The sequence below is a fragment of the Mucilaginibacter sp. 3215 genome, assembly GCF_050433785.1.
In the GTDB taxonomy this organism is placed as follows: Bacteria; Bacteroidota; Bacteroidia; order Sphingobacteriales; family Sphingobacteriaceae; genus Mucilaginibacter.
Map to the genome: position 1 here is coordinate 73,092 of NZ_JBNPWO010000016.1, position 25,696 is coordinate 98,787.

Sequence of the window (25,696 nt, forward strand, 5' to 3'; positions counted from 1 at the left end):
TTTAAATAATAGTTCGATTTATTTTTATTCAAATTATTTAGCAAATACCCCGGGTTTTAGTCCTAATCTGGTTATAACATCCGCGCTTTTATCATATCGCGGATTAGCATATAACATAATAACCTCGCTGTTTTTATCAAAAATCATATCCAGGTTATCGCCTTCGGCAATTGCTTGTACAGCTTTAGACACTCTATCCTGAATTGGTTTAATCAGCGCTGTGCTTCTTTGCGAAAGCTCACCATCCGGACCAAACTTCTGGCGTTGAAAATCTTTCGCGGCCTTTTCTTTATCAACAATTTCGGCCTCACGGCGTTTTTTCATATCAGGGGTCATCAGTACCTGATCGGCCTGATAAGCTTTATACAGGCGGTCGATTTCCTGAAAACGGCCATCAACTTCTTTTTGCCACTGATCAGATAATGCAGCTAATTGCTTTTGTGATGAAGCATATTCAGGCATGTGCTTTAATATATACTCCGAATCAACATAAGCAAAACGTTGCGCATGAGCGCCTGCAAAAGCAGTTAACGTTAAAAAGGCTAATAAAATTATCTTCTTCATATATTCGTTCATATATTCGGTACGCAAATTAATTAAATCCGCCGGATAAACTCTGAGAAATTGTAAAATGGAACTGGCCTTTATTGGCATCCGGTTGTCCCGGTATTTTGTCAAAGCCATAACCATAATCTAACCCCAGTAAGCCAAATATAGGCAAAAATATCCTTGCGCCTACACCTACCGAACGTCTTACGTTAAACGGATTAAACTGGCTAAACTGGTTCCAGGCGTTGCCACCTTCGGCAAAAGCTAACAAGAAGATAGTGGCCGATTGACTTGCAATAACCGGGTGGCGAAGCTCCAGCGTATATTTATTGTAGATCGCGCTACCTGTATTATTATTTTGAGTTTCGTTTGAGCCTTCAGGCACTATCGAGAAGTTTTGGTAACCGCGTAAACCGATGATCTCGCTACCCTGTAAAAACTGGTAGCTCTGCATACCGTCGCCACCTAATTTAAAGCGTTCAAACGGTGATGGGCCAACCTGGTGATTGTACTGGCCAAGGAAACCAAACCTAACCTGCGACATCAATACAAACTTACCTACCAGTTTTGAAAACCATTGCGCATCATATTTAAATTTATAATACTCAACAAAATGGTAACGTTCTTCCGGCGTAGCTATCTTATAGTTTATATTGTTAAACAACGAGTATGGCGGCGTAGCCTGGATAGTAAATTTAATATTTGAACCCTGTGTGGGGAAGATAGGCGCGTCAACAGAGTTACGGGTAAGCTCCTGGGTTATCTTGATGTTATACGAGGTACCGTTAGTGAACAGGTAATTACTATAATTGTCAAGATTGTAATGGTCAAGGTTAAGTGAATAGTTTAACTGGAAATAGTTATCAGGCCATTTTAAACGTTTACCCAATGTAACCCCAATACCATTAATACGCAACTTATTATAGTAAGGACTTGATTTTGGATAGTACTGACCAGTTGAGCTTCCCTGCGTATAAGCAGACAATGCAAAGTAAATTGGTTTTTTTCCACCTAACCATGGCTCGGAGAATGTGAACGAGAAGTTTTGATAGGTACGGCCGCTCGACTGCCCCCTTAAGCTCAGTTTCTGACCATCGCCTTTTGGCAGCGGCTTGTAAGCTTTAAGATGGAAGATATTACGGATAGAGAAGTTATTAAAGGTTAAACCCAATGTACCTACCAACTGGCCGCCACCAAAACCACCCGAAAGCTCGATCTGGTCTGAAGGTTTTTCAACTACGTTGTAAACCAAGTCAACAGTACCATCCTGCGGATTGATGTTGGTTGGTTTAGGTTCGGTTTTTTGCTCGTCAAAGTTGCCCAACTGGCCAATTTCACGCGCACTGCGAATTAGTAACTCTTTGTTGAATTTTTGACCGGGCTTAGTCTGGATCTCACGCATTACCACTTTATCGTTGGTAACGTCGTTACCTTTTAACATAACGCGGTTAATAGTATACTGAGGGCCTTCATAAATCCTCACATCAACATCTACAGTATCGTTATAAACCCTTGTTTGTACCGGATCGGCATTAAAGGTTAGATAACCGTCATTAAGATATAACGACGAAATATCATCATTGCCCGGAGTTGGGCCGCTTAAACGTTTGTTCAGCTCGTCTTCGCTAAACACATCGCCTTTTTTAACATGAAGGATCCTGTTTAACAGGTCGGTATTATATTTGGCATTGCCCGAAAACCTAACATTGCCAAAGTAATATTTAGGGCCTTCGTATACCTTAAGTTTTACATTTACGGTTTCATCGTCATGCTTCCACACAGAATCACTCAGGATCTCGGCATCACGATATCCCCTGGCCTGCATTTTTTCAACCAGGTTTTGTTTATCTTCTTCGTATTTATCCTGTTTAAATTTCTTTGAACCAAACAGGTTATACCATTTACGTTTACGGGTTTTACTTAAAAAACCACGCAGGGTTCCGGTGCTAAATGCCTTGTTGCCTTCAAAAATAACATCGTTTATTTTAACCTTGGTCTTTTTATCGATGGCAACATCCAGTATAACGCTGTTAACATCACCCTGGTCTTTACGCTGGGTAATGGTAACGGTAGTGTTTAAGAAACCTTTTTCGTTAAAATGCTTTTTAATAATAGCTGTTGTTGTGCTGATTAGGTTTTCATTTACGATCTTGCCTACACGGTCGTTCAATTTTTTCTGAACATCCTCAATCTCACCTTTACGAATACCTGTTAAGTGCATACGTGATAAACGCGGACGCTCCAATACGGCAATCTCCAGGTAAATCGTATCCATATTAATTTTGGTAATGTTCAATTGAACATCATCAAATAAACCCTGTTGATATAAGGTTTTAATTACCTCGGCATTACGCTCGCCCGGCAGGTTGATACGATCGCCTTTGGTTAATTTGGATAGCTGGATCAGGATGTCTTTATCAAGATATTTTGCGCCACTAACAGAAATACCACCAATAATATAATCTTTAGGATTAAGATAACTTAAACTATCAGCCGGTATCGATTTTGTAAGTGTAGGCCTCGGCCCATTGGATATCTGGGCGAAAGCCGTAGTAGCCAAAACCGAGAAAAGAATAGCAAAAAGAAATTTATACATTCGAATATTTTAGTGGGCTAAAAATAATTTATACAGTTGTTAAAATTTGTTAAAAGTAAAAATTTAGTTCACCTGCTCACTTGTTAGGCCAAAACGGCGCTCGCGTTTCTGGAAATCGATCACTGCTTCATACAGGTCTTCTTTCCTGAAATCGGGCCATAATTTGGTTGTAAAATACAACTCGGCGTAAGCAATTTGCCATAATAAATAATTACTTATACGATATTCACCGCTGGTTCTGATCAGCAGCTCGGGGTTCGGCATATCGCCTGTAAAAAGGTTTTGTTCAAAAACCTCTTCATTAATATCTTCCGCATTCAACTCGCCGTTTTTTACCTTTATGGCTATATTCTTTGCGGCTCGTACAATTTCGCGGCGCGAGCTATAGCTTAAAGCCAGCGTAAGCACAACACCGGTATTGCCTGCTGTTGTTTCAATAGCATTATTAAGTTCGCGAAGGCATTTTTCGGGCAGTGTGTCCAGATCGCCGATGGCATTTAGCCTGATGTTGTTTTTCATAAAGCCGGGAACCTCTTTATGAATAGTGGTTACCATTAACTCCATAATAGCCATAACCTCCAGCTTGGGGCGGTTCCAGTTTTCGGACGAAAATGTATATAAGGTGATATATTTAATACCTAATTTATCGGCCCCCTCAACAACATCCCTAACGGATGTTACACCGTTGTGATGGCCAAATATCCTTAATTTGCCTTTCCCTTTTGCCCAGCGCCCATTGCCATCCATAATAATAGCTACGTGCTTCGGTAGTCTCGACAAATCAATCTGATCCAAATAATCCATATTACTCCTTATCAAAAGCCACCCTGTACAAACACACTTGTGTAAAATTTTTCATCAATACTATGGTCTGCGATATTCGGTTGTTAGACTAATCAATTATTAATTACCTGCATCCGCCGTTTTGCCACGCAAATTGACGGATTTTTCAGGGTACAAAGGTAAAACTTACTTTGTATTTTTTTAGTATCCCTCGCTAAAAGAAAATGTTATTGCGAATAATATATTAAAACTGCCTAAACAGCTACCAAAACCATGATTTTTCATAATATTTGGTTTAAAGCTCAAAAAAATAAAAAGCCGGCAGCCATTATCTGCCTGATAATGAAAGCTGCCGGCCTCAAAAAACCGCCTTTAAATTTGCTTACAATTGCGTTACACTTTTATATTCCTTTTTGTTTGAGCGCGTCAACATCGGCGGACATAATGTCAACTATAGCGTATTGCTGAATGCCGGTAATAGTCAGCTCATCAAGTGTACTCACCAAATTACTGTATTGCGATTTATCGCTGGGTTTTACCAATACTATCATGCTTTTGCCCGATCCGTCGTGTACTTTTTTATTGGTTTCGATGATGGCCCTACGAATGCCATTGGCTGAAAAATCGGTTACCGAAGGTGCGATGATCGGGTTTTTAAGCTCGCCCAGAAAATACATGACCTTATTATTTTTGCCCAAAACAACAGTCAGTGTTCGGCTTGCCGGAACCGGCATTCCGTCGCCACCCTCATCTGGCATAGCCAAATCCATAGCTTTTGGTTTAGCCAGTGTAGTGGTCATGATAAAAAAGGTAATAAGCAGGAATGCCAGGTCGACCATTGCAGTAAGATCAACGCGGGCGTTTATTTTTTTGCGTTTGTGTTTTCCGCCGCCATTTTGGGAAGATGAGTTTAATTCGGCCATGACTTTAAAGATTTTAGGTTAATAATTAATTGCAATATTAAATTAGTAAATTTAATAAAAAAACAAAATTAAATATTGAATTATGAATTTAAAACGAATTAAATATTGAATTATTATCTAAAGAGACCCAATAAATCCACAACATTTATTGCGGGCCTGATGTAATTAGTAGTAACAGTTTGCCGTTACGAAAGTAAATGAGATAGTAAAGTTGAGGAAGAAGTAGGTATCATGCGATTTAAAGTCGCCGCGCTGAGAACCAACAGTACCGATATAATTACCGTTTTTTTCGCCCGAACGATCAGAAAGAGCAGCCGCAAACCCGGTCATTTTACTTTTATCGGCATATACACCGCTTACATCATCCAGGTAATCTGTAAATGCATAGCGGTAACCCATATCGGCCATAACTGTAAACTTACCGGATAAATTATACTTGATACCTAAACCATAGGGGATTACGACGGTGTTATTGCCATAGGGCTTAGCCTGGCCTTCGGTTTTTAGCTGCCTTAAGCCAACCTCGTGCCCGTTAAAATCCTGTGCACGCGGTGCGTAAGATGTAACACCAATACCCGTAAATATATAAGGTGTGTATTTGTTTCGACCGGCATCGGGGATATAGTTCATAAAGTTAAACTCGCCGATAAGACTTACCTCCCGCAATTGATCTTTAAAATTGAGGTTACGATCACGAAACTGCTGATAGCCGGACCGATTGTCATAAGCTGATATATTACCAACGCCGATATTCAGTTTAGCCGAAAAATAACCATCAAAATTTCTTTTACCAAAGATACCTGCCGAAACGCCGCTTACTTTAACAGGGTTATTGGGGTTAAGATCACCTATGTACCCCGCACCGCCTATCGATCCGCCTATTTCCCAGGTTTGGGCCTGCAGTTGATAAGTTAAAAACAAGAATATGGCAAAAAGTAAAAATTTAGGCATTAATCAAATTTAGTAATTACGGGCATCAAGGCCCCAAAGCAGTTTATTCCTTAACGTAGTTAAATAGCTTTCATTACTAAGGCGAATTAAATTTAACTGAAAACTGGCTTTTTGAACATGAAACTTAACTGTTTGATCTAAAACTTCCGTCCGCGAATCGCAGGAGATGATATAATTAGCACTGCGGCTTTCCACCTCAAAACAAAGCTTGCTGGTATCAGGGATTACTATAGGCCGCACGTTAAGGTTATGGGGCGATACCGGGGTTACTACTATGCTATTTGACTGCGGAAAAATAATAGGCCCTCCGCAGCTTAATGAATAAGCTGTTGAGCCGGTTGATGTTGAGATGATAATACCATCACCCCAATATGAATTTAAAAACTCATCATTTAAAAACACATGGGTTATGATCATGGCGGCATCATCGCGCTTATGGATGGTTACATCATTAAGGGCAAAATTATTGCTGCCAAAAACATTAGGATCCGAGTCGACGGTAAGCAATTCGCGGCAATCGCAGGTAAACTGCCTGTTCACCACCGCATGAATGGCTGCCGTAATATCACTTTTATTAACACTGGCCAAAAATCCCAGGCGGCCAAAGTTAATACCAATAACGGGGATCCCCGAATCGCGAATCAAAGTAACTGTATCAAGCAGGGTACCATCGCCTCCAAGCGTTATAAAAATATCAATAAAGCCTTTTAAGGTTTCGGCGGGGCGCAACACTTTATATTGCACTGTGGTTAATTTATCCTGCAAATATTCGTGGAGTTGCTGGTGTACATAAATATCAACACCATGCTGTGCAAGATTATCAAAAACCTGCTGTATAAAAGGTAAAACAGATGGCTCATTAAACGGCCTGCCGTAAACTGCTATTTTCATTTTTTAAAAAAGCGAATATCGAACTTTGAAAGTACATTAATGCAGCAAGGCATAAATAATTAATACCAGCATAAACTAACCACTACCATCCATCCATCATTACACATTGTTCTTATAATGGCAAATTGTGCACTATTGTTTGCTTATATTTCCTAATAAAGCCATTTTAAGTGCTTTAACAGATAAATAACTTCAAAGTAAAATAATTAAGTTTAACTATTTTGGCCTACCTTACCAATATTAAACAACGGTTATTTTATTGATGGATAAAACTTTTACCCAAAAACTATCGGATATACAGTCAATAGCTGATTACCTTCCTTCCGCATTAATAATTCATGAGGTTGAAACGCTGCAGATAGTATATATGAACAGTGTAGGCCTCGATGTACTGGGTACCACGCTCGGCGAACTGCAGGCCATGGGCCCTGAAACATATCACCTGAAATATTTTAACACTGAAGACAGCGACGAGTACGTACCTAAAATTTTGCACCTGATAAAAAGCAAAACACAGGAGCAGGTATCCTACTTTCAGCAGGTACGTGTACCTGATAACCCCGAGTGGCAGTTGTTTGTGAGCAATACCAAAGTTTTTGCACGCAATGACGCAGGCGATGCTACATACATGTTGACTATAGCCAGCAGGCTTGATCCTTTGCATCATATCACTACCAAGGTAAACAGGCTTATGAATGAGATCGCTTTTTTACGCCATAATAACCTGTTATTTTTAACACTTACCCGGCGCGAAAAAGAAATTCTGAAATATATTGCCATGGGTATGAGTTCGGCAGAGATCAGCGCGAAGCTATTCATTGCCCCGGCTACGGCCGAAACGCACCGTAAAAACATCAAAAACAAACTGCACCTGAAAAATAATTATGATGCTGTGATGTTTGCGCAGGCTTATAATTTGGTTTAAATTATAAGTCGTAAGTCGGTAGTCGTAAGTTTTAAGTCTCAATATTTGGTAAAATAATCCATGATGTCGACTTGAGACTTTAGGCTCAGGACTTAAAATTTCTGCCTTAGGGCTTCGGACTAAATACTACAAATTAAGGTAATTCATGAGCGAATCATACCTGTCGCGGGTGGTATCGTTGATATCGGTATGATTAAAGGTAGCTTTGATATCATACTCATACCGAAGGAAGCTGGCAGTTATGGCCGAAATATCCAGCTTGTTGACCTTAAGGGTAACTTCCATCCGGGTTGAATCGGGAAAGGACTGAACATAGGAGCTCAGGATCTGCGCATTGTCTGATTCAACTATCTGCGCCATGTGCGCAAGCGAATTATTTTTATTGTTGATCTCCAGTACAATAATGCCTCCCGGTTGGGATACTGAAGTTATTTTTGCGAAATATTCTGTAATGGCGTTAATAGATATCAACCCAAGATAATTGCTTTTAGCGTCAAGCACCGGTACAATGGTAAGCTGCTGCTCATAAAACAGCCGGATAACATCATAAATATGCTGATCTTCCAGCACGTAGGGATTAACCAACGAAAGGGCGAGCGCACCTATGGACGTTTGATAATCACTTTCGGCTATCAGGTCATCCTCGGCAAGCAAACCTAAAAACTGCTCTTCATTTACAATAGGCAAATGCCTGAGGCGAAACTCAATCATACGGTCAAGCACTTTCTGAATGGTATCAGAAGTGTGTACCGGCGGTATCGAGTCAGCTATCAGGTCAAGTGCTATCATCTATGCATTTACTTTGGTTTCTAATTTAGCTAAAAACTGTTTAAGTAACGTATTAAATTCTTCAGGGTGCTCCATCATAGGGGCATGTCCGCATTTATCAATCCAATGAAGTTCTGAATCGGGCAGCAGCTCATGAAATTCAACAGCTACCTCGGGCGGGGTGATCTTGTCATTTCGTCCCCATATCAAAGATACCGGGATAGTGATCTTATGCAGATCTTTTTTCATATTATGCCTGATGGCAGATTTTGCCATGGCCAGCAAGCGGATCACCTTATGCCTGTCGTTAATGGTCTGAAAAACATCAAGCACCAACTCATCGGTGGCTATAGCCGGATCGTAAAATGTAAATTGCACTTTCTCGCGCACAAAATCAATACTCTCCCTGCGGGGAAAAGAGCCGCCGAAAGCATTTTCATATAAGCCCGAGCTACCGGTTAAAACAAGGGCCTTTATATTTTCGGGATGCGTGGTTAAATAAACCAGCGCCACATGCCCGCCAAGCGAGTTACCCAATAAGGTAATATTGCTGAGCTTTTTAAACTTTATAAACTTATGTACAAATTTCGATAAACTTTTTACCCCGGTACTAATCAGCGGCATGTCATAAACAGGCAGCATAGGGATGATAACCCTGTATTTTGATTTAAACTCATTAATAACACCATCCCAATTGCTCAGTGCCCCCATTAAACCATGCAGCAGTAACAGCACCTCTCCTTCGCCCTCATCGATGTAACTAAAACCGTGTTCCTCTTTAAGCACGAACTCCATATAAAATATTAAAAATTAATTTTTCAAACTTATCTTATACCAAAATCGCTTTCAGTACAAATTCCTGTTATTCCGCTGTAAAATTAGTTTATTACGAACGACATTTAGCAAGTATAGTAATTATTTACCAATGTAGTAATGTTAAGCTTTTATTAAATAAGATTAACATTAACACAACATTACGTAAAAAGCGCTGTACTAATTAAATGGTAAAAGCTTAACCCAATAACTGTTTAACCACCTCTGATATTGTTTTACCGTCAGCCTTGCCCGCAAGCTCTTTACTGGCCATACCCATTACGCGGCCCATATCTTTTACGGATGTAGCGCCTATCCTGCCAATAAGCTCTTCAAGGTAGCCTTCAATTTCAAACTTGCTCATTTGCTGCGGAAGGTATTCTTCAATAACCAGCATTTCGGCTATTTCCACCTGGTACAGGTCGTCGCGGTTTTGCTCCTTATAAATATCGGCCGATTCCTTACGTTGTTTTACCAGCTTTTGCAATACTTTAACTTCAGCTTCCTCGGTTAGTTCATCGGCAGCACCTTTTTCGGTTTTAGCCAAAAGCAATGCCGATTTGATGGCACGCAACCCCTGTAAACGATCTGCCTGCTTGGCAAGCATGGCCAGTTTAATGTCCTGGTCTATTTGTGTAATTAATGACATATGTTTTATGTTAGTTCGGAAGTCCGATGTCGGAAAGTCCGGAAGTTTTTCTTTTTAGTCCGGAAATCCGATGTCCGAAAGTCCGAAGGATTTGTTTGGTTAATAAAGCAGCCTTGTCTTACTTTCGGACTTTACTGACTTTCCGACTTCAGACTTCCCCTCTACCCCCTAAATATCGTACCTGCGTTGGCTTGCGCTGTAGGCATGATCACGAGTTCGTTAATATTAACATGTGCCGGTCGTGATGCAATGAACCAGATGGTTTCGGCCACATCTTCGGCCACCAATGGTTTAAAACCATCATAAACTTTTTTGGCCCTTTCCTTATCACCCTTAAAGCGCACCTCCGAAAACTCGGTTTCCACAGCCCCCGGATGTATCGCCGTTACCTTAATGCCATGAGGTAAAAGGTCGATCCGCATACCTTTATTTAAAGCATCAACTGCATGTTTGGTAGCGCAATATACATTTCCATTGGCATAAACTTCCTTACCGGCAATCGAACCAAGATTTATAATGTGTCCCTTACCATTTTCTATCATCCAGTTTGATACCACCCGGCTTACATACAGCAGGCCCTTAATATTGGTATCAATCATGGTTTCCCAATCATCAATGCTGCCTTTTTGAATAGGATCAAGCCCCTGGCTTAAACCGGCGTTATTAACCAGTACCGTTACATTCTTCCATTCGGCCGGCAAAGCTTCCAGGTTGTTAATGGTATCTTCGCGGTTACGCACATCAAATGACGAAACCGCAACTTCTACGTTATACTTATCATTCAGGTGTTTGGCCAGTTTCTCCAACCTATCTAACCGGCGACCGGTTAAAACCAGGTCATAGCCTTCACGGGCAAAAACGTGTGCACATGCCTCGCCAATGCCGGCGGTAGCTCCTGTAATTAAGGCAATCTTACTCATAGATATTGATAACTATAAACAGCGAAATTATGTTTTTTACTTTAAAATATTGTCGGTTGGGAGTAAGGATGTTTTTTGAAAGGGAGGATTTTACTCACCCCAATATCGGGTTGAAAACGCAAGTCTATTTTACGCTCTCATTATAAATGAGCGCGAGATTTAGGAAAATTACATTCTACTCAAAAATCAAACTAAACATAATGGTACGTAAGCCCAACCTGCTGAGGGGCGCCGAATAAGGGTTATACTCGCGCATCAGTACGTTGCCTAATGAATTGGAGATCTTAATCTCGGGCGAAAGCTTAAAAAATTCAAAATAAATATCACAACCCACGCCCGCCTCATATGAGGCAAAGCCACCTACGTTTTTAACCAGCTTCTCTGAAAGGTCAAGATTGGCATCCGCGTTTTTCTTAGAGCCTATGGCCTGGGTATATTTCAGGCCGCCTACAACATAAGCCCTGAAATCGCCCAGCCTATCTGATTTTAATTTCAATTGCAGGGGAATGTCAACCGAAGTGGTTTGTATTTTTTTATCCACATCTTCCGAGGGATCGACATAAGAATAATGCAAAACCCTGTCGGCAAAAATTAATGAAGGTGTGGTGCGTACCTCAAGGTGCTCAGTGATCCTGTACCGGGTCAAAAAACCTACTCCGAAAGCCGGTGAACTTTTTGAGCTGATGCTGTTAAGCGGCCCTTTAACCTGCACACCGTTCTCATCTAAAAACGCGTTGCGAAAATTGGGTTGATTGACGATCTTAAAATCGGTGCTTACATACGTGAAACTGAAGCCAAAGCTCAGATCCTGCTGATCGGCACCGCCACCCCATGCAGGTACATGCTGAGCAAACAATAAATTGCTGCTAAAAATAAGTACAACTACAAGCAGGTAACGGTTTATAATCATTTAATACCGGTGTATATTGAACAGATACCAAACGTTAAAGGCCGGCATTTGGTATTCTTAAAGCCTACTTTATCCATCAAACCCACAAAAGCCTGCCCATCAGGAAAAGCAGCTACCGACTCGGGCAAATAGCTGTACGCCCTTGCATCTTTGCTAAACAATTTACCAATACCCGGGGTAATATAGCTGAAGTAAAAATTATACAATTGCTTTACCGGGAATACTTTAGGCTTTGAAAACTCAAGCACCACCACTTTACCTCCAGGCTTTAGCACCCGAAATATATCAGCAAGCCCTTTTTCCAGGTTTTCAAAATTACGTACACCGTAGGCAACCGTAACAGCGTCAAACTCCGCACCCTCAAATGGCAGTTTTTCCGAATCGCCCAGTTTTACAGCAAACTTATCGTTCAAACCCCGTTTCGCTATTTTTTGCTCCGCGATGTCAAGCATTCCCCTGGAGATATCTACACCAATAATTTTTTCAGGCTTCAGGATAGATAAAGCCTCAAAAGCAAAATCGCCTGTACCTGTAGCAACATCCAGTATCAGTTTTGGTTTATCCTTTTTTAATTCGTTGATGGCCTTTTTACGCCAGATGATATCAATACCAAGCGACATGAAATGGTTCAGGAAATCATAGGTTTTTGATATATTGTTGAACATATCTGCCACCTGTTCTTTTTTGGTAGCCTGCTCGTCATGGTACGGTGTTATGGTTTTGCTCATCGCGGCAAAGATAATGATTGTATACCGAATGCATTAACACTAACAAGGGTGAAAAACGAATACTGAAACAGGGCTGACAAGTTAACTTATCCCGACTTCGCTACGCTCGCCACCCCTCTCTGCTTCGCAAAGAGGGGATTTTAATTTATATATTTTCTTACCCTCTTTATCCGAAGGATAGAGGAGGGTGGCCCAACGCAGCACAGGCCAAATGGACCACCTATGCGTTACGCTGTAACTAAACCGATTTTATATTACTGCAATTAGGTAAATGTTAAGTCAATTCATTATTTTTAAAAACCAATTTCAGCCGGCACACTCCGGCAAATCACATTTAAAAATTTGTTTCCTTATCCTTATGAAAGACGAACAAGAATCCTCGCGCCGCAGTTTTATTAAAAAACTAACCACTGCAACCGCGGCCGTAGCTGCCGGATCGGGCCTTTTAGCCAGCCAAAGCCAGGCCAAAACTTTTTCTATCCAGAAACGCCTTGTAGGCAACAGCCCTAACGACCAGGTAAACATCGCCCTGATTGGCGCCGGTGGTATGGGCACCCAGGATACCATCACCGCCCTGCAGGTGCCCGGTGTTAAACTGGTAGCTGTATGCGATTTGTATGACGGTCGCTTAAAAGATGCCAAAACCCGCTGGGGAGCCGACATTTTTACTACCCGGGTTTACAAAGAGATCCTGAACCGTAAAGACATTGACGCGGTGATCATTGCCACGCCTGATCACTGGCACCAGCAAATTTCTGTTGATGCCATGCGCGCCGGTAAACATGTGTATTGCGAAAAACCAATGGTGCATGCCATTACCGAAGGCCCGGCGGTGATCAAAGCGCAAAAAGAAACAGGAATGATATTCCAGGTAGGCAGCCAGGGGGTATCATCATTAGGCAATGAAAAAGCACATGAGCTATTAAAAAGCGGAGCTATTGGTGAATTAAACTACGCCGAAGGTTTCTGGGCCCGTCGCGCGCCGCTTGAGGTTTGGCAATACCCTATCCCTGAAGATGCCTCGCCTCAAACTGTTGATTGGGAAACTTATATCAGCAATACTAAAAAGCGTCCGTTTGATGAAAAACGCTTTTTCCGCTGGAGAAACTATACCGATTATGGTACAGGCATGGCGGGCGATCTGTTTGTTCACCTTTTTTCAAGCCTTCATTTTATAACCGATTCAGTTGGCCCTAATAAAATTTATGCATCCGGCGGCTTACGTTTCTGGAATGATGGCCGCGAAGTACCTGATGTACTTTTAGGCACTTTTGATTACGGCAAAACGCAGGCTCATCCAGCCTTTAATCTTTCCTTACGCTGCAACTTCGTGGATGGCACCAGCGGTACAACTTACCTTAAACTGGTAGGCAGCGAAGGTTCAATGGATATAACATGGGATAAAGTGACGCTTAAACGCAATAAAGTGATGGATTCTGATGATCCCTTCTATCTTGATAAACTCAAAAAAGCAGGTAGCGGTTATGCCGAACGCAAAAAAATGCTACCGCCCGAAGAGATCACGTATGATGCCGAAAAAGGATACAAAGGTGGGCCGTATGATCATATGGTTAACTTTTTTACCGCTATCCGCAAAAAAGGCAAGGTAACCGAAGACGCTACTTTTGGCTATCGCGCGGCAGCCCCTGCCCTGTTATGTAACGATAGCTATTATAACAATACGCCCATGTTCTGGGATCCGGAAAAAATGCAGGTTGTCAAAAAATAACAGATCACAGCAAATACCTTATTATGAAACAACAGTTTAAAAAATTGGGTTTGGCACTGGCTGCCGCAGGCTTAGTTTGCGTACAAACGTCAGGGATTCCGGTTCATAACGCTAAACTTCCTAAACAGGCAACTCCTGCAAAAGGTACCTGGATAAATTTATTTGATGGCAAAACACTAAAAGGCTGGCATGGCTTTAATAAAAAAGGTCCGGTAAAAAACTGGACTATTATTGATGGCGCCCTGGTTTGTCTTGGTGCAGCGCAGGGCGATACCGGCGGTGATATAGTAACCGATAAAGCTTACACCAATTTTGAGCTTTCATGGGAGTGGAAGATAGAAAAAGGCAGTAACAGCGGTGTAATATACCATGTGGTTGAAGATCCGAAATACCATGCCCCCTATGAAACCGGCCCCGAATACCAGATCATTGACGATGCAGGCTGGCCCGAAAAACTGGAAGACTGGCAAAAAACTGGCTGTGATTATGCCATGTACCTGCCAAACGCTTCAAAAAAAGTAGCACCGGTTGGCACCTGGAACACCAGTAAAATTATTTTCAACAACGGCCATGTTGAACACTGGCTCAACGGCAAAAAGATTTTAGCTTTTGAAGCCTGGACCAGCGACTGGAAAAGGAAAAAAGCCGAAGGTAAATGGAAAGATTATCCCGACTACGGCAACGCCAAAACCGGCTTAATTGCGCTGCAGGACCACGGACATAAAGCTTATTTCAGGAGCATTAAAATAAAGGAATTATAATATTTATAATTTTTTGCTTCGTACCTTCGCGCAACAGTTTTATCTTTATCAAAAAACTCATTGGGGGTACGAAGCAATCCTTAACAGCAGGCAACCATGCAATATCGCCGGCAGAGGACTGCTTCGCCGTTCCGCCTCCCAATGACCGGGAAAGATTGATTATCTTTTGATCCCCCGTTGAATATATAACCCACAATGAGTTTTTTTGTTTACTTTTTATCTGTTAATTAGCCAGTTGCAGTAAATTTTCTATATCCAGCCTGCGGGTAAACATGGTCAAATTCCCGTCCTCATCTACAGGCCATTGCTCTTTTGGGCGGTCCCAATAAAGCTCAACCCCGTTTTGGTCGGGATCGTTAAGATAGATGGCTTCAGATACACCATGATCAGATGCTCCTGTAATATTATAACGGGCATCAATCAGCCTTTTAAGTATAATGGCCAGGTCCTTTCTTTCGGGATATAAAATTGCTGTGTGATATAATCCTGGTGCGTATTCCGGGGCAGGCGAAGCACCTTTGCTGTGCCAGGTATTTAATCCTATATGATGGTGATAGCCGCCGGCCGATATAAAGGCGGCCTGATCGCCGTACATCACCATTTTTTCAAAGCCTAACAAACCACAGTAAAAATCAAGAGATTTTTGCAGATCACTTACCTTTAAATGTACGTGACCAATGCGGGTTTGGGCGGGTATTTTATAATCGTTCATATAATTACATGTTTAAACATCAAATTTAATTATTATTGCGCTACTTTTTGTTTTTCTATTGTAAAACAAGCTTATAAACAAGCAATAGCTATTTACTCCATACTATTACCACAATGAACGCATTAAGTAAAAATACTACCTTTGCAGAATGATCGTAAAATCGGCCGAATTTATTTGCAGCAACAGCCAGGTAAGCAAGTTACCTCCACCCGTTAAAGCGGAGTACGCTTTCATCGGGCGCTCAAATGTGGGCAAATCATCTCTTATCAATACATTAACCGGTAAAAAAGGCCTTGCTAAAACATCGCAAACTCCCGGCAAAACGCAGCTGATCAATCATTTCCTGATCAACGAGATCTGGTACATTGTTGATTTACCCGGTTATGGCTATGCCCGCGCATCAAAAACGGAAAAAGCCAAATGGGATAAGTTCATCCATACTTACCTGGACAAGCGCGAAAGCTTGCAATGCGTAATGGTGCTGATTGACAGTCGCCTCGAGCCGCAAAAGATCGACCTCGAATTTTGCAACTGGCTTGGTGAAAAGGGCCTTTCATTTGTGCTGGTATTCACCAAGGCCGATAAACAATCAAGCATTAAAACCGATCAAACTATTGCCAAATTCAAAAAAGCCTTATTGGCTACATTTGATGAAATGCCACAGTTTTTTATCACATCGTCTGAAACGCAGCAAGGCCGTGAAGAGATCCTTGAATTTATTGATGTAGTAAATCAAAATTTTGAAGTGCCACAGTTTTTTGGTTCCCCTCTTGAGAGGGGGCGCGAAGAATAGCGTGATGGCAGGGGTGTGTTAACAAGCGACAAGCAATACGTCTGCTAAGCATACGACGCAACACACCCCTACACCCCTCTCAAGAGGGGAATCGCACAGGGCCTTTTAATTATTTTTAATATTGAGCAATATGCCCCGCACAATCATTCCATACAATCCCCGGTTAAAAGAGCTGGCCCGGAAATTAAGGAATGACAGTACAATTGGCGAAATACTACTCTGGAAAGAGTTAAAAGGCAAACAAGGTTATGGATATGATTTCCATCGCCAAAAGCCTCTGTTAAATTATATTGTAGATTTCTATTGTTTCGAACTAAATTTGATAATAGAGATCGATGGTCAATATCATAACCACGAAGAGACATATAAACTGGATTTGATACGTGAGCAAGAACTCGAAAAATACGATTTAACAATTATCCGTTTTACTGAACTGGAAGTAAGAAAAGACATGTTCAACGTTTTAAGAACAATTGAGCAACATATAGAGAAATTTAAAAACAACGAAGTAGATCACACCTCTTACCCCTCTCAAGAGGAGAGCCGAATATCATGAAAAAATATTTATCTTTAGTAACCTTCGCCCACACCATCTTCGCGATGCCGTTTGCATTTATCGGCTTCTTTTTGGCGGTAACTACTACGCAATATCATTTCGACTGGCTTAAGCTGGTTTTGATGGTACTTTGCATGGTATTCGCCCGTAACTCGGCGATGGCCTTTAACCGCTACCTTGACAGGGATATAGACATTCAGAATCCGCGCACCAAACAACGTGATATCCCGGCCGGCCGGATCAGTCCAAAAGCTGCTTTAACCTTTGTTATTATCAACTGCCTGCTGTTTATTACAGCTACCTGGTTCATTAACAGGCTTTGTTTCTTTTTATCGCCGGTAGCTTTATTTGTGGTGATGGGTTACAGCGCAACCAAACGTTTTACCGCGCTCTGCCATTTGGTATTGGGATTGGGTTTATCGCTTGCCCCTATCGGCGCTTATTTAGTGGTTACCGGTCAGTTTGCCCTTACACCTATATTCTTTTCACTATCCGTGCTTTGTTGGGTAAGCGGCTTTGATATCATTTACGCCCTGCAGGATGAAGATTTTGACCGAAGCCAAAACCTGCACTCTATCCCGGCGTACTTAGGTAAGGTGAACGCCTTAAGACTCTCTACCTTTTTACATGTGCTTTCGGCTGTTTTCATCATGATGCCGGCATTTGAAACTCAAGTAGGCTTCCTGTACTACATTGGTATCGCGTTCTTTTGCGCCATGCTTGTTTACCAACACCTGCTTGTAAAACCAAATGACCTGAGCCGCGTTAACTTTGCTTTTATGACTACCAATGGCATTGCCAGCGTAGTATTTGCTGTATTGTTTTTGCTCGACAGGATATGGATCCACTAACAGCGCTTAATAAGTTTAGGGAATATTTTGAAAGATATGTTCCGCTTACTGATGAAGAGTGGCAGGCCTTATCGCGATACCTAACGGTTGATACCTTAAAAAAGAAAAGGTTTTATGTAGAGGCCGGTAAAGTATGCGATCATATCGGCCTGGTGGTAAAAGGATCCGTGCGCTATTACCACGTTAAAGACGGCGAGGAAATAACAGGATATTTCAGCTTTGAAGATGAAATGCTGAGCTCATACAAAAGCTTCCTCACCCGTACCCCGGCAGCAAATTATATCCAGGCGCTTGAAGATTCGGTGATTGTGAATTTAAGCCACAATAATCTGAAACAAGCTTGCATGAATGAGCTGCTCGGTTTTAAGATGGAGCGTTTTGGGAGATTAACAGCCGAACACTATCTCATCTGTTACGAAGAACGCATCACCTCCTTCATCACCCAATCGCCCGAAGAACGTTATGCCGATCTTTTACAAACAGGTGGCGAAGCCTTGTACCGCATCCCCCAGCATTATATTGCCAATTATTTAGGAATTACCCCGGTTTCGCTCTCGCGGATCAGAAGAAGGATCATGAAGATAAGCGCCTGACCTCACCCCGACCCTCTCCAAGGGAGAGGGAGTAAAGGCATAAATTTAAAAGTCCTCTCCTTTGGAGAGGATTTAGGAGAGGTCAATTCCTTATCTTTTGTTAACGTTTTGATTTACAAAGGCAGCTTACTTTTGTAATACACAAAACGAAAAAGATCATGCATACTATATTAGGAGCCGGCGGTCCGGTAGCGAACGCCCTTACCAAAGAATTAATCAACCATAACGAAACCATCCGTTTGGTTAGCCGCAAACCGGTTACCGCTACTAACGATAAAGTAACCTGGCAAAAAGCCGATTTGCTTAACTACGATGAAGTACTGTCGGCAGCAAAAGGATCTACGGTAATTTATCTCGTTGCCGGCCTGGTTTATGATAAAGACATCTGGCGGACGCAATGGCCGGTGATCATGCAAAATGTGATCAATGTTACCAAAGCCACCGGTGCCCGTTTAATATTTTTTGATAACGTTTACATGTACGGACTGGTTAACGGCTCCATGACCGAAGATACCCCATATAAACCCAGCAGCGTTAAAGGCGAAATAAGAGCGGGCATCGCCGAAATGCTCATGAATGAAGTTAAAGCCGGCAATATCAACGCAACCATAGCCCGCGCACCTGATTTTTATGGCGCCCCGGTCAACAGCTTTATTGATATGATGGTGCTGAGCAATTACGCCAAAAAACAAAACGCGCAATGGATAGGCAATCCGGATTGTAAACACAATTTTATTTATGTGCCCGATGCAGGTAAAGCTATGTTCATGCTTGGTCAAAATCCCAAGAGCGGCAATCAGATCTGGCACCTCCCTGCTCCGCCGGCCATAACCGGTAAACAGTTTTTGGATATTGCCGCCAAGATTTATAAAGTTGAACCAAAATATACGCGCGTTAATAAAGTAATGCTGTGGCTGTTCGGCCTGTTTAAAAAAGTGGTAATGGGTACTGTAGAAATGTATTATCAGTATGACCACGATTATATTTTCGACAGCAGCAAATTTGAGAAAGCGTTCAACTTTAAACCAACAAGCTACGAGGATGCGATAACTGAGATATCGAAAACGCTTCATAAGAGTTAAATAGTATTAATGGTATCAATTCATACTATACTCTGAGATTTATCAAATAAAAACATATCTTGGTAACTCAATTGTCATGAATGAACAACCCAACCGAAATAAGAAAATTAGCTTATCAACGTTTAAAAGAAGCTGAAATATTATATAATAACACAATGTGTGACGGCGCGTTCTATCTTGCAGGCTATAGTGTAGAATTAATGTTAAAGGCAAAAATTTGTGATAGGCTTGGGATCCCGAATTTGTTTGATGAAACCAATTCTAACACGAACTCAATAAGAGGAATCGGAGATATCAGAAAGACACTTAAAACACATAATCTTTTCACATTATTGATATTTAGTGGTTTAAAAGTTAAATTTGATAATGACAAAGCAAACAACAAAGATTTAGCAAAAGCAAATTCTTTGTTGTTTAATGCATGGGATGAAAATGCGCGCTACAAGCCATGTGGACACATGTTGAATAAGGATGTAGAAAAATTAATAAATTTGCTTTCCGGAGCTAATGGAATACTATCATGGATAGAACAGAATTAAAAGAATTATTAAAGCCATTTGAAACTAAGTGCGCTGAAAAGGGAAAATCACTACAAGGAATTTGCGTTGAAGACGCATTTCCAGGAGATAGTTCTACATCTTTTATCGTTCAGGTAAAGGCACCATGGGTAGACGACATGTATTGCTCAGAGGCAATAGACTTTTTATTTGATACACTTTGGGAAACAACAAATGAGGAAATCAGAAAAAAGGTTTTTTCCATTCAAGTTATAGATAGTAGAGACGAACTGCATTGTTCATCAGAGCCGGTATCTAACGATAAAATTACTATCGTTAAGTAACTTTTTATAACAATTGGGAAATCCGAAAGTTGAAATAGCTTTCGGATTTTTCTTTATAATGTAACCAAATTTCATATTGAAGTGCAGACTTCGAATTAATTTACAGATCTATTATTTGCACTTCTCCAACCATAATCTGCACATTTGCACATACGCATATCTGCACATCTAAAAATCATGATCCACAAAAAAACGAGAACATATATCCCGGCTTCCCTTGATATTAAATGGGAAACCCTTGAACCTTTTTATAAAGAATTATTAGATCGTCCAATCCACTCAGTTGAAGAACTGGAGAAATGGCTACACGATAAAAGTGAGCTGGAAGCTGCATTAGAGGAAGATTTCGCCTGGCGCTATATCCGCATGACCTGCGATACCACCAGCGAAGACCTGCTTCAAAAGTTCCAGTACTTTGCTACCGAAATTGAGCCCAAAATTGCTCCATACAGTAACGAACTGAACAAAAAGCTGGTTGCCAGCGCGTTTGTTGATAAACTGGATGGCAAAAAATATTTTATTTTTTTACGGGCCGTAAAAAAAGCATTGGAACTTTTCCGCGAGGAAAATATCCCGGTACAAACCGAGATCCAGGTGGAACAGCAAAAGTATCAGTCAATCACCGGTGCCATGTCTGTTCATATTGATGATAAGGAATTTACTTTAGAACAAGCTTCTGTATTTTTAAAAGGCACCGACCGTGCTAAACGCCAGGAAGTTTGGGAAAAGATCACCACTCGCCGTTTACAGGATAAAGACAAACTCGATGAACTTTTCGATCATTTGCGCAAGCTTCGTCACACCGTAGCAACAAACGCCAATTTTGAAAACTTCCGCGATTATATGTTCCAGGCTTTGGGCCGTTTCGATTATACCCCGCAGGATTGTTATGCTTTTCATGCAGCTATCGAAACCGAAATAGTGCCTATTCTAAGAACCCAGACCGAAAAGCGCCGCGAGGCTTTGCACTTACCTGCCCTTAAGCCATGGGATATGGATGTGGATATCTCAGGCAAACCAGCCCTTAAACCATTTCAGAATGGCGAAGACCTGATCGAAAAATCTATCCAGTGCTTCAGCAACATCAATCGTTATTTAGGCGAACGTTTGGAGATCATGAAAGATAACGGCCTGTTTGATGTGGAAAGCCGTAAAGGCAAAGCCCCGGGTGGTTACAACTATCCGTTGGCCGAAACCGGCGCGCCTTTCATCTTCATGAATTCGGCCAATACCTTCCGCGATTTAACTACTATGGTACATGAAGGCGGTCATGCGGTACACACTTTCCTTACTGCCGATCTGGAACTGAATGATTTTAAACATTGCCCATCCGAAGTTGCCGAATTAGCCTCCATGTCGATGGAGCTGATCTCGATGGATAACTGGAATGTGTATTTTGATAACGAGGAAGATCTTAAACGCGCCAAACGTGATCAGTTGGTTGATGTTTTGAAAACCCTGCCTTGGGTAGCCGTTGTCGATCAGTTTCAGCATTGGATCTATACCAACCCCGACCATACCGATGCCGACCGTACAACCGCCTGGATCGAGATCTTTGAACCATTCGGCGCGGGTTTTGCCGATTGGAGCGAGCATCGCGAAGCATTAGCAAATCTTTGGCAAAAACAGTTGCACATTTTCGAGGTACCATTTTACTATATCGAATACGGCATGGCGCAATTAGGAGCTATAGCTGTATGGAAAAACTACAAAGAAAATCCTGAAAAGGGTTTGCAACAATATTTAGAAGCCCTTAAACTCGGTTATACTAAAACTATTAAAGAGATTTACGAAACCGCAGGGATCAAGTTTGACTTTAGCGCGGCCTATGTAAAAGAATTAGCTGAGTTTGTTAAATCAGAGTTGGATAAATTGAATTAAGATAAATTCTTCATAAAACAACAAAAGCGCCAGTGGCGCTTTTGTTGTTTTATACCTGTCTGCCGCGGCAGTTTTTGCTTTTAATCCAATACCCTATTATACAACTCCCAATAATCATTCACCATTTTATCGCTCGAAAACTGCGAATTTGCCCAGTCATAACAATCAGCCCTGCTAATCTGACGGAGCCAGCCAACTGCTTCGGCGGCTTCATCAACCTTATTAACCAAAAAGCCGGTCTGTGCGTTTTTGATTAATTCTGGCATCGAGCCCCGGTTAAAAGCTATGACCGGCGTACCGCATAGCATTGCTTCAGCCACACTCAGGCCAAAAGGCTCATCAAAGCTGATGGGATGCAACAGTGCATAAGCTCTGCCTAAAAGCTCCCGGCGCTTATCAGGCCCGGCATGGCCTATATACTCCACATTGGCACAAAGCAATGGCTCTATCTTTTCCTTAAAGTAGTTGGTATCCTGAACTATACCGGCTATCAGTAATTTCCGTTTACTTTTTTTGGCGATATCGATAGCTTCGGCAGTTCCTTTATCGGGATGGATACGACCGAAGTACAACAGGTAATCATCCGGCTGTTCATAAAACTGAAAATCACGGGTATCGAGGCCATTATATACCGTGGCTAAATAATCAAGCTCAGGACTACGGTCGGCATTGCTGATAGAAACATAATGCCCCCGGCTATTATATTTTTTATAAACCGGGATGATCTTTGATGATGAAAACCCGTGAATGGTAGTGAGTAACGGCGTTTTAATCAGACCCGAATAGGTAAGCGGCAAAAAGTCAAAGTTATTATGAATAATGTCGAACTGACCGGCCTTTTCCATCAGGTTACTGATATGCAGGCATTCCAGCACCTTGGCATCCTGTGTTCTGTCTTCCTCGTAACCTGTATCGCAAATGGCATCAAGTTTACCTGCGGTTATCGAATCGCCCGTAGCGAAGAGTGTTACCTCCGCTCCCATTTTGATGATCCCTTCGGCTATATTTGATGCTATTTGCTCCCAGGGCCCGTAGTGCCTGGGCGGCGTGCGCCAGGCAACAGGGGCTAATACAGCTACCTTCATTTAACAGATCTGCATTTTTTGGCCGTATTTATTGTATTCGTATTCCAGCTCAAAGGCTTTCAACACCGTAAGGTGCGATATCAGATAAGCCAGTGTACTTTCAGCTCCCTGGTTACGGTTAATGCCGCCAGGCAGCAAACCATCGCAGCAGCCTTTGGTTTCATGGTCATACAGCGGTGCCCGCAAAGTATTTTCGCCCAGGAACCACTTATAGCTCAGGAACATTTTTTCAATGTATTGCGGTATCCTGAATATCTGGTATGCCTGGAAATGCATCAGCACCATAGCCATTGTTTCAATAGCCTGCTGATCAAATGTAGGGAATGTGCCGCCACGGTAATACCAGCCATCATTACCTACAGGACTTAAATACCCGTTTGATAATGTAAGCTGATCAAGGAAAGCCATAGTTGCCAAAGCTATTTTCCTGGCTTCCTCATTACCGGTAATCTCGCATGAGTGCAATAGGGCCAGCGGAAGGATGGCGTTATCGTAAGTCATCTTTTCCTCAAACCATTGCCAATCATCAGCCTGGGTGTTGTTATAGGCATCAATTAATGGCTGGGTAAGGTTGGCCAATATTTTAACCATACCCTCGTCTGTAGGGTAAACCTGCAGGTAAAGACTGATACCAATTATAGTATTGGCCACACCCCTTAAATGTTTCAGCGCTGAAAAATGCGGCACCGATTTATGGAAGATCTCCAGGGCGAATTCACGGTATGAATTGCTGGCCGCACAGCCAATTAAATGACCAAGGGCCCAAATGGTACGCCCAAATGAATCTTCCGAGCCAACCTCGTCCAGGTAGCGTCTGTCAAAACTCAGGAAGTTGCGGAAATTACCATCATCAGTTTGCATATAGTGGATATAGCTGAGGTAAATGGGTAGCAGTTCAAATGCTTCCTTGCTTCCGTTACGCTGATAAGCCATTAGTGCCATAATAAGCGCACGGGCGTTATCATCCAAACAATACCCTTCTTTTAAATTCGGGATCCCGTACTTGGCATGTTGTACAATCCCGGTATCATCGGTTAACCTCAATACGTGGGTTAAGCTGAATTTCGGCAGGATCTCCGGGTCAACGATGCTGTTACGCAGAATTTTATCGCTGAAATCAAAACGTACCAGTGATTCCCGGGCCACTTTAATAAATTCGGCGCCTATAACCGGCCAGCGTAAATGTAAACCATATTGGTACGCATTTTTCTTCAGCTCGTTCAGCACACGGTCCTGGTCAAGTAATTCGATGACAATATCGGCCAGTGCTTCCGAATTTTTAAAGTCAAATAACCTGCCGCGTTTATCGGCCAGCAATTCTGTAGCATGCCAGTATGGAGTTGAAACCACAGCCGCACCCGCACCAACCGCGTATGATAGCGTACCGCTGGTGATCTGGGCTTCGTTTAAATATGGTGTTACGTAAATCTCGCAGGCAGTTAAGTAGTTTACCAATTCCTCTTCGGACACAAATTTGGCAATAAACGCCAGGTTCTTCGAAACCCCTAACTGTGCCGCAAGCGATTTCAAATGATCACGATATTCCTCGCCCGAACTTTTGATAACTCCGGGATGTGTATTACCCAATACAACGTACATCACATCAGGATGCTTCGCTACTATTTTAGGCAATGCTTTTATCACGGTTTCCAAACCTTTGTTACGGCTCAGCAAACCAAAGGTTAACATCACCCTTTTGTTTTTAAAAGACGATAAGCTTTTAACCGGGTTTTCGGCAGGGGCTTCTACATCAGGTACGCCATGCTCTATAATCTGGATCTTATCGGCAGGGATCTCATAAATATTGGTCAGGAAATCTACAGCACGTTTGCTCATCACCACAACCTTTGATGATTGCTCGGCAATTTCGCGAATAATGATGCGCTGCACATAGCTCGGGTCTTTCAATACTGTATGCAAAATAGAGATCAATGGCTTTTCGAGACGATTGATCAGCGGTAAAATATAAATGCCGCTTTCGCCGCCGTAAATGCCAAACTCATGCTCCATAATACATACATCGGCATTACTGGTGTTGATATAATTGGCCGCACGGATATAATCTTTCTGGTGATTTTGACGAATGATATATTTAACTTCCTCCGGATATTCATATTCCTGCAGGTTTTCCGAATCATTAAGTGCCACAACAAAGCCATTTTGTGCTAAGATGTGCCTTTCAGGGAAATTTGAACTGATGGCACGCATCAAATTATTATTAAATGTTGCAAGACCGCATTCGCGGGGGGGGTAGGTTGATATATATGCTATTTTCATATGTAGATTGTGTATAGATGCTTTGATAGTTCGTTTTACAACATTTAATTAATTGTAAAAGCAGGGTGACCTTAAAAAGATGCATCAGTGACCTTATTTATTGCCTTTAGGACACTGAAAGCATTGTTT

Annotated in this window: 26 protein-coding genes; 11 read left to right on the forward strand and 15 right to left on the reverse strand. The window is 41.9% G+C overall.

The window, feature by feature from the left end:
• Window positions 1-33: 33 nt before the first annotated feature.
• From ABIC84_RS21570 to ABIC84_RS21595, 6 genes are all read right to left on the reverse strand, one after another.
• Window positions 34-564, reverse strand: a complete 531-nt coding sequence (locus ABIC84_RS21570) for an OmpH family outer membrane protein (RefSeq protein ID WP_429264910.1) — start codon at window positions 562-564, stop codon at window positions 34-36.
• 28 nt (window positions 565-592) lie between these two features.
• Window positions 593-3,145 carry an outer membrane protein assembly factor BamA gene (bamA, locus tag ABIC84_RS21575; RefSeq protein ID WP_429264911.1) on the reverse strand — a complete coding sequence of 851 codons (2,553 nt, stop codon included), beginning with the start codon at window positions 3,143-3,145 and terminating at the stop codon, window positions 593-595.
• Between the two features lie 63 nt (window positions 3,146-3,208).
• The gene (locus ABIC84_RS21580) at window positions 3,209-3,949 is read right to left on the reverse strand and encodes an isoprenyl transferase (protein WP_426581372.1); all 741 of its coding nucleotides are present in this window, start codon (window positions 3,947-3,949) and stop codon (window positions 3,209-3,211) included.
• A gap of 380 nt (window positions 3,950-4,329) precedes the next feature.
• Window positions 4,330-4,851, reverse strand: coding sequence for an ExbD/TolR family protein (locus ABIC84_RS21585; protein ID WP_429264912.1), 522 nt, complete (start codon window positions 4,849-4,851; stop codon window positions 4,330-4,332).
• Between the two features lie 165 nt (window positions 4,852-5,016).
• Entirely contained in the window at window positions 5,017-5,802 is a 786-nt protein-coding gene (locus tag ABIC84_RS21590) for a DUF6089 family protein (RefSeq protein ID WP_429264913.1), read from the reverse strand.
• A gap of 9 nt (window positions 5,803-5,811) precedes the next feature.
• Window positions 5,812-6,693, reverse strand: coding sequence for an NAD kinase (locus tag ABIC84_RS21595; protein ID WP_354486567.1), 882 nt, complete (start codon window positions 6,691-6,693; stop codon window positions 5,812-5,814).
• A 262-nt stretch (window positions 6,694-6,955) separates the two neighbouring features.
• Between ABIC84_RS21595 and ABIC84_RS21600 the strand changes: the two genes are divergently transcribed.
• Complete coding sequence (locus ABIC84_RS21600) at window positions 6,956-7,618, forward strand: response regulator transcription factor (RefSeq protein WP_426581378.1); 663 nt, start codon at window positions 6,956-6,958, stop codon at window positions 7,616-7,618.
• A gap of 126 nt (window positions 7,619-7,744) precedes the next feature.
• Here the strand turns inward: ABIC84_RS21600 and ABIC84_RS21605 are convergent, their stop codons facing one another.
• The 6 genes from ABIC84_RS21605 to ubiE form a co-directional block, all read right to left on the reverse strand.
• A complete protein-coding gene (locus ABIC84_RS21605; RefSeq protein WP_176622571.1) occupies window positions 7,745-8,407 on the reverse strand; it encodes a CBS domain-containing protein in 663 nt (220 codons plus the stop codon).
• Complete coding sequence (locus ABIC84_RS21610; protein WP_091172581.1) at window positions 8,408-9,181, reverse strand: alpha/beta fold hydrolase; 774 nt, start codon at window positions 9,179-9,181, stop codon at window positions 8,408-8,410.
• A 217-nt stretch (window positions 9,182-9,398) separates the two neighbouring features.
• Complete coding sequence (locus tag ABIC84_RS21615) at window positions 9,399-9,848, reverse strand: GatB/YqeY domain-containing protein (protein ID WP_429264914.1); 450 nt, start codon at window positions 9,846-9,848, stop codon at window positions 9,399-9,401.
• A 161-nt stretch (window positions 9,849-10,009) separates the two neighbouring features.
• Entirely contained in the window at window positions 10,010-10,768 is a 759-nt protein-coding gene (locus tag ABIC84_RS21620; protein WP_429264915.1) for an SDR family oxidoreductase, read from the reverse strand.
• Window positions 10,769-10,943: 175 nt separating this feature from the next.
• Window positions 10,944-11,678, reverse strand: coding sequence for an outer membrane beta-barrel protein (locus tag ABIC84_RS21625; RefSeq protein ID WP_429264916.1), 735 nt, complete (start codon window positions 11,676-11,678; stop codon window positions 10,944-10,946).
• Window positions 11,675-12,406: a bifunctional demethylmenaquinone methyltransferase/2-methoxy-6-polyprenyl-1,4-benzoquinol methylase UbiE gene (gene ubiE, locus ABIC84_RS21630; RefSeq protein ID WP_429264917.1), complete on the reverse strand. Its 732-nt coding sequence runs from the start codon at window positions 12,404-12,406 to the stop codon at window positions 11,675-11,677. Before ubiE ends, ABIC84_RS21625 begins: the two co-directional genes overlap by 4 nt.
• A gap of 358 nt (window positions 12,407-12,764) precedes the next feature.
• Between ubiE and ABIC84_RS21635 the strand changes: the two genes are divergently transcribed.
• A complete protein-coding gene (locus ABIC84_RS21635; RefSeq protein WP_429264918.1) occupies window positions 12,765-14,135 on the forward strand; it encodes a Gfo/Idh/MocA family protein in 1,371 nt (456 codons plus the stop codon).
• Between the two features lie 23 nt (window positions 14,136-14,158).
• A complete protein-coding gene (locus ABIC84_RS21640) occupies window positions 14,159-14,896 on the forward strand; it encodes a 3-keto-disaccharide hydrolase (RefSeq protein ID WP_429264919.1) in 738 nt (245 codons plus the stop codon).
• A 223-nt stretch (window positions 14,897-15,119) separates the two neighbouring features.
• Here the strand turns inward: ABIC84_RS21640 and ABIC84_RS21645 are convergent, their stop codons facing one another.
• Window positions 15,120-15,608: a VOC family protein gene (locus ABIC84_RS21645; protein ID WP_429264920.1), complete on the reverse strand. Its 489-nt coding sequence runs from the start codon at window positions 15,606-15,608 to the stop codon at window positions 15,120-15,122.
• A gap of 148 nt (window positions 15,609-15,756) precedes the next feature.
• Here ABIC84_RS21645 and yihA point away from each other — a divergent pair, with 148 nt between their 5' ends.
• The 8 genes from yihA to ABIC84_RS21685 all read left to right on the forward strand — a co-directional run bounded on the left by yihA (window position 15,757) and on the right by ABIC84_RS21685 (window position 22,205).
• Entirely contained in the window at window positions 15,757-16,401 is a 645-nt protein-coding gene (yihA, locus tag ABIC84_RS21650) for a ribosome biogenesis GTP-binding protein YihA/YsxC (RefSeq protein WP_429264921.1), read from the forward strand.
• A gap of 130 nt (window positions 16,402-16,531) precedes the next feature.
• On the forward strand, window positions 16,532-16,957 hold the full coding sequence (locus ABIC84_RS21655; RefSeq protein ID WP_188832880.1) for an endonuclease domain-containing protein: 426 nt from the start codon (window positions 16,532-16,534) through the stop codon (window positions 16,955-16,957).
• On the forward strand, window positions 16,954-17,808 hold the full coding sequence (locus ABIC84_RS21660) for a UbiA-like polyprenyltransferase (RefSeq protein WP_112654815.1): 855 nt from the start codon (window positions 16,954-16,956) through the stop codon (window positions 17,806-17,808). The genes ABIC84_RS21655 and ABIC84_RS21660 overlap by 4 nt, the downstream gene beginning before the upstream one ends.
• A complete protein-coding gene (locus tag ABIC84_RS21665) occupies window positions 17,796-18,401 on the forward strand; it encodes a Crp/Fnr family transcriptional regulator (protein ID WP_426581392.1) in 606 nt (201 codons plus the stop codon). The genes ABIC84_RS21660 and ABIC84_RS21665 overlap by 13 nt, the downstream gene beginning before the upstream one ends.
• Window positions 18,402-18,559: 158 nt before the next feature.
• A complete protein-coding gene (locus ABIC84_RS21670; protein WP_429264922.1) occupies window positions 18,560-19,483 on the forward strand; it encodes an NAD-dependent epimerase/dehydratase family protein in 924 nt (307 codons plus the stop codon).
• Between the two features lie 80 nt (window positions 19,484-19,563).
• A complete protein-coding gene (locus tag ABIC84_RS21675; RefSeq protein WP_426581396.1) occupies window positions 19,564-20,022 on the forward strand; it encodes a hypothetical protein in 459 nt (152 codons plus the stop codon).
• Entirely contained in the window at window positions 20,004-20,324 is a 321-nt protein-coding gene (locus ABIC84_RS21680) for a hypothetical protein (RefSeq protein ID WP_426581398.1), read from the forward strand. The genes ABIC84_RS21675 and ABIC84_RS21680 overlap by 19 nt, the downstream gene beginning before the upstream one ends.
• Before the next feature lie 177 nt (window positions 20,325-20,501).
• Window positions 20,502-22,205, forward strand: a complete 1,704-nt coding sequence (locus tag ABIC84_RS21685) for a M3 family oligoendopeptidase (RefSeq protein ID WP_426581400.1) — start codon at window positions 20,502-20,504, stop codon at window positions 22,203-22,205.
• 80 nt (window positions 22,206-22,285) lie between these two features.
• On the opposite strand, the gene ABIC84_RS21690 is transcribed toward ABIC84_RS21685, so the two are convergent.
• Together ABIC84_RS21690 and ABIC84_RS21695 are read right to left on the reverse strand one after the other, a co-directional pair.
• On the reverse strand, window positions 22,286-23,290 hold the full coding sequence (locus tag ABIC84_RS21690) for a glycosyltransferase family 4 protein (protein WP_426581402.1): 1,005 nt from the start codon (window positions 23,288-23,290) through the stop codon (window positions 22,286-22,288).
• Window positions 23,291-25,567 carry a glycosyltransferase gene (locus ABIC84_RS21695; RefSeq protein WP_426581404.1) on the reverse strand — a complete coding sequence of 759 codons (2,277 nt, stop codon included), beginning with the start codon at window positions 25,565-25,567 and terminating at the stop codon, window positions 23,291-23,293.
• Window positions 25,568-25,696: the final 129 nt, after the last annotated feature.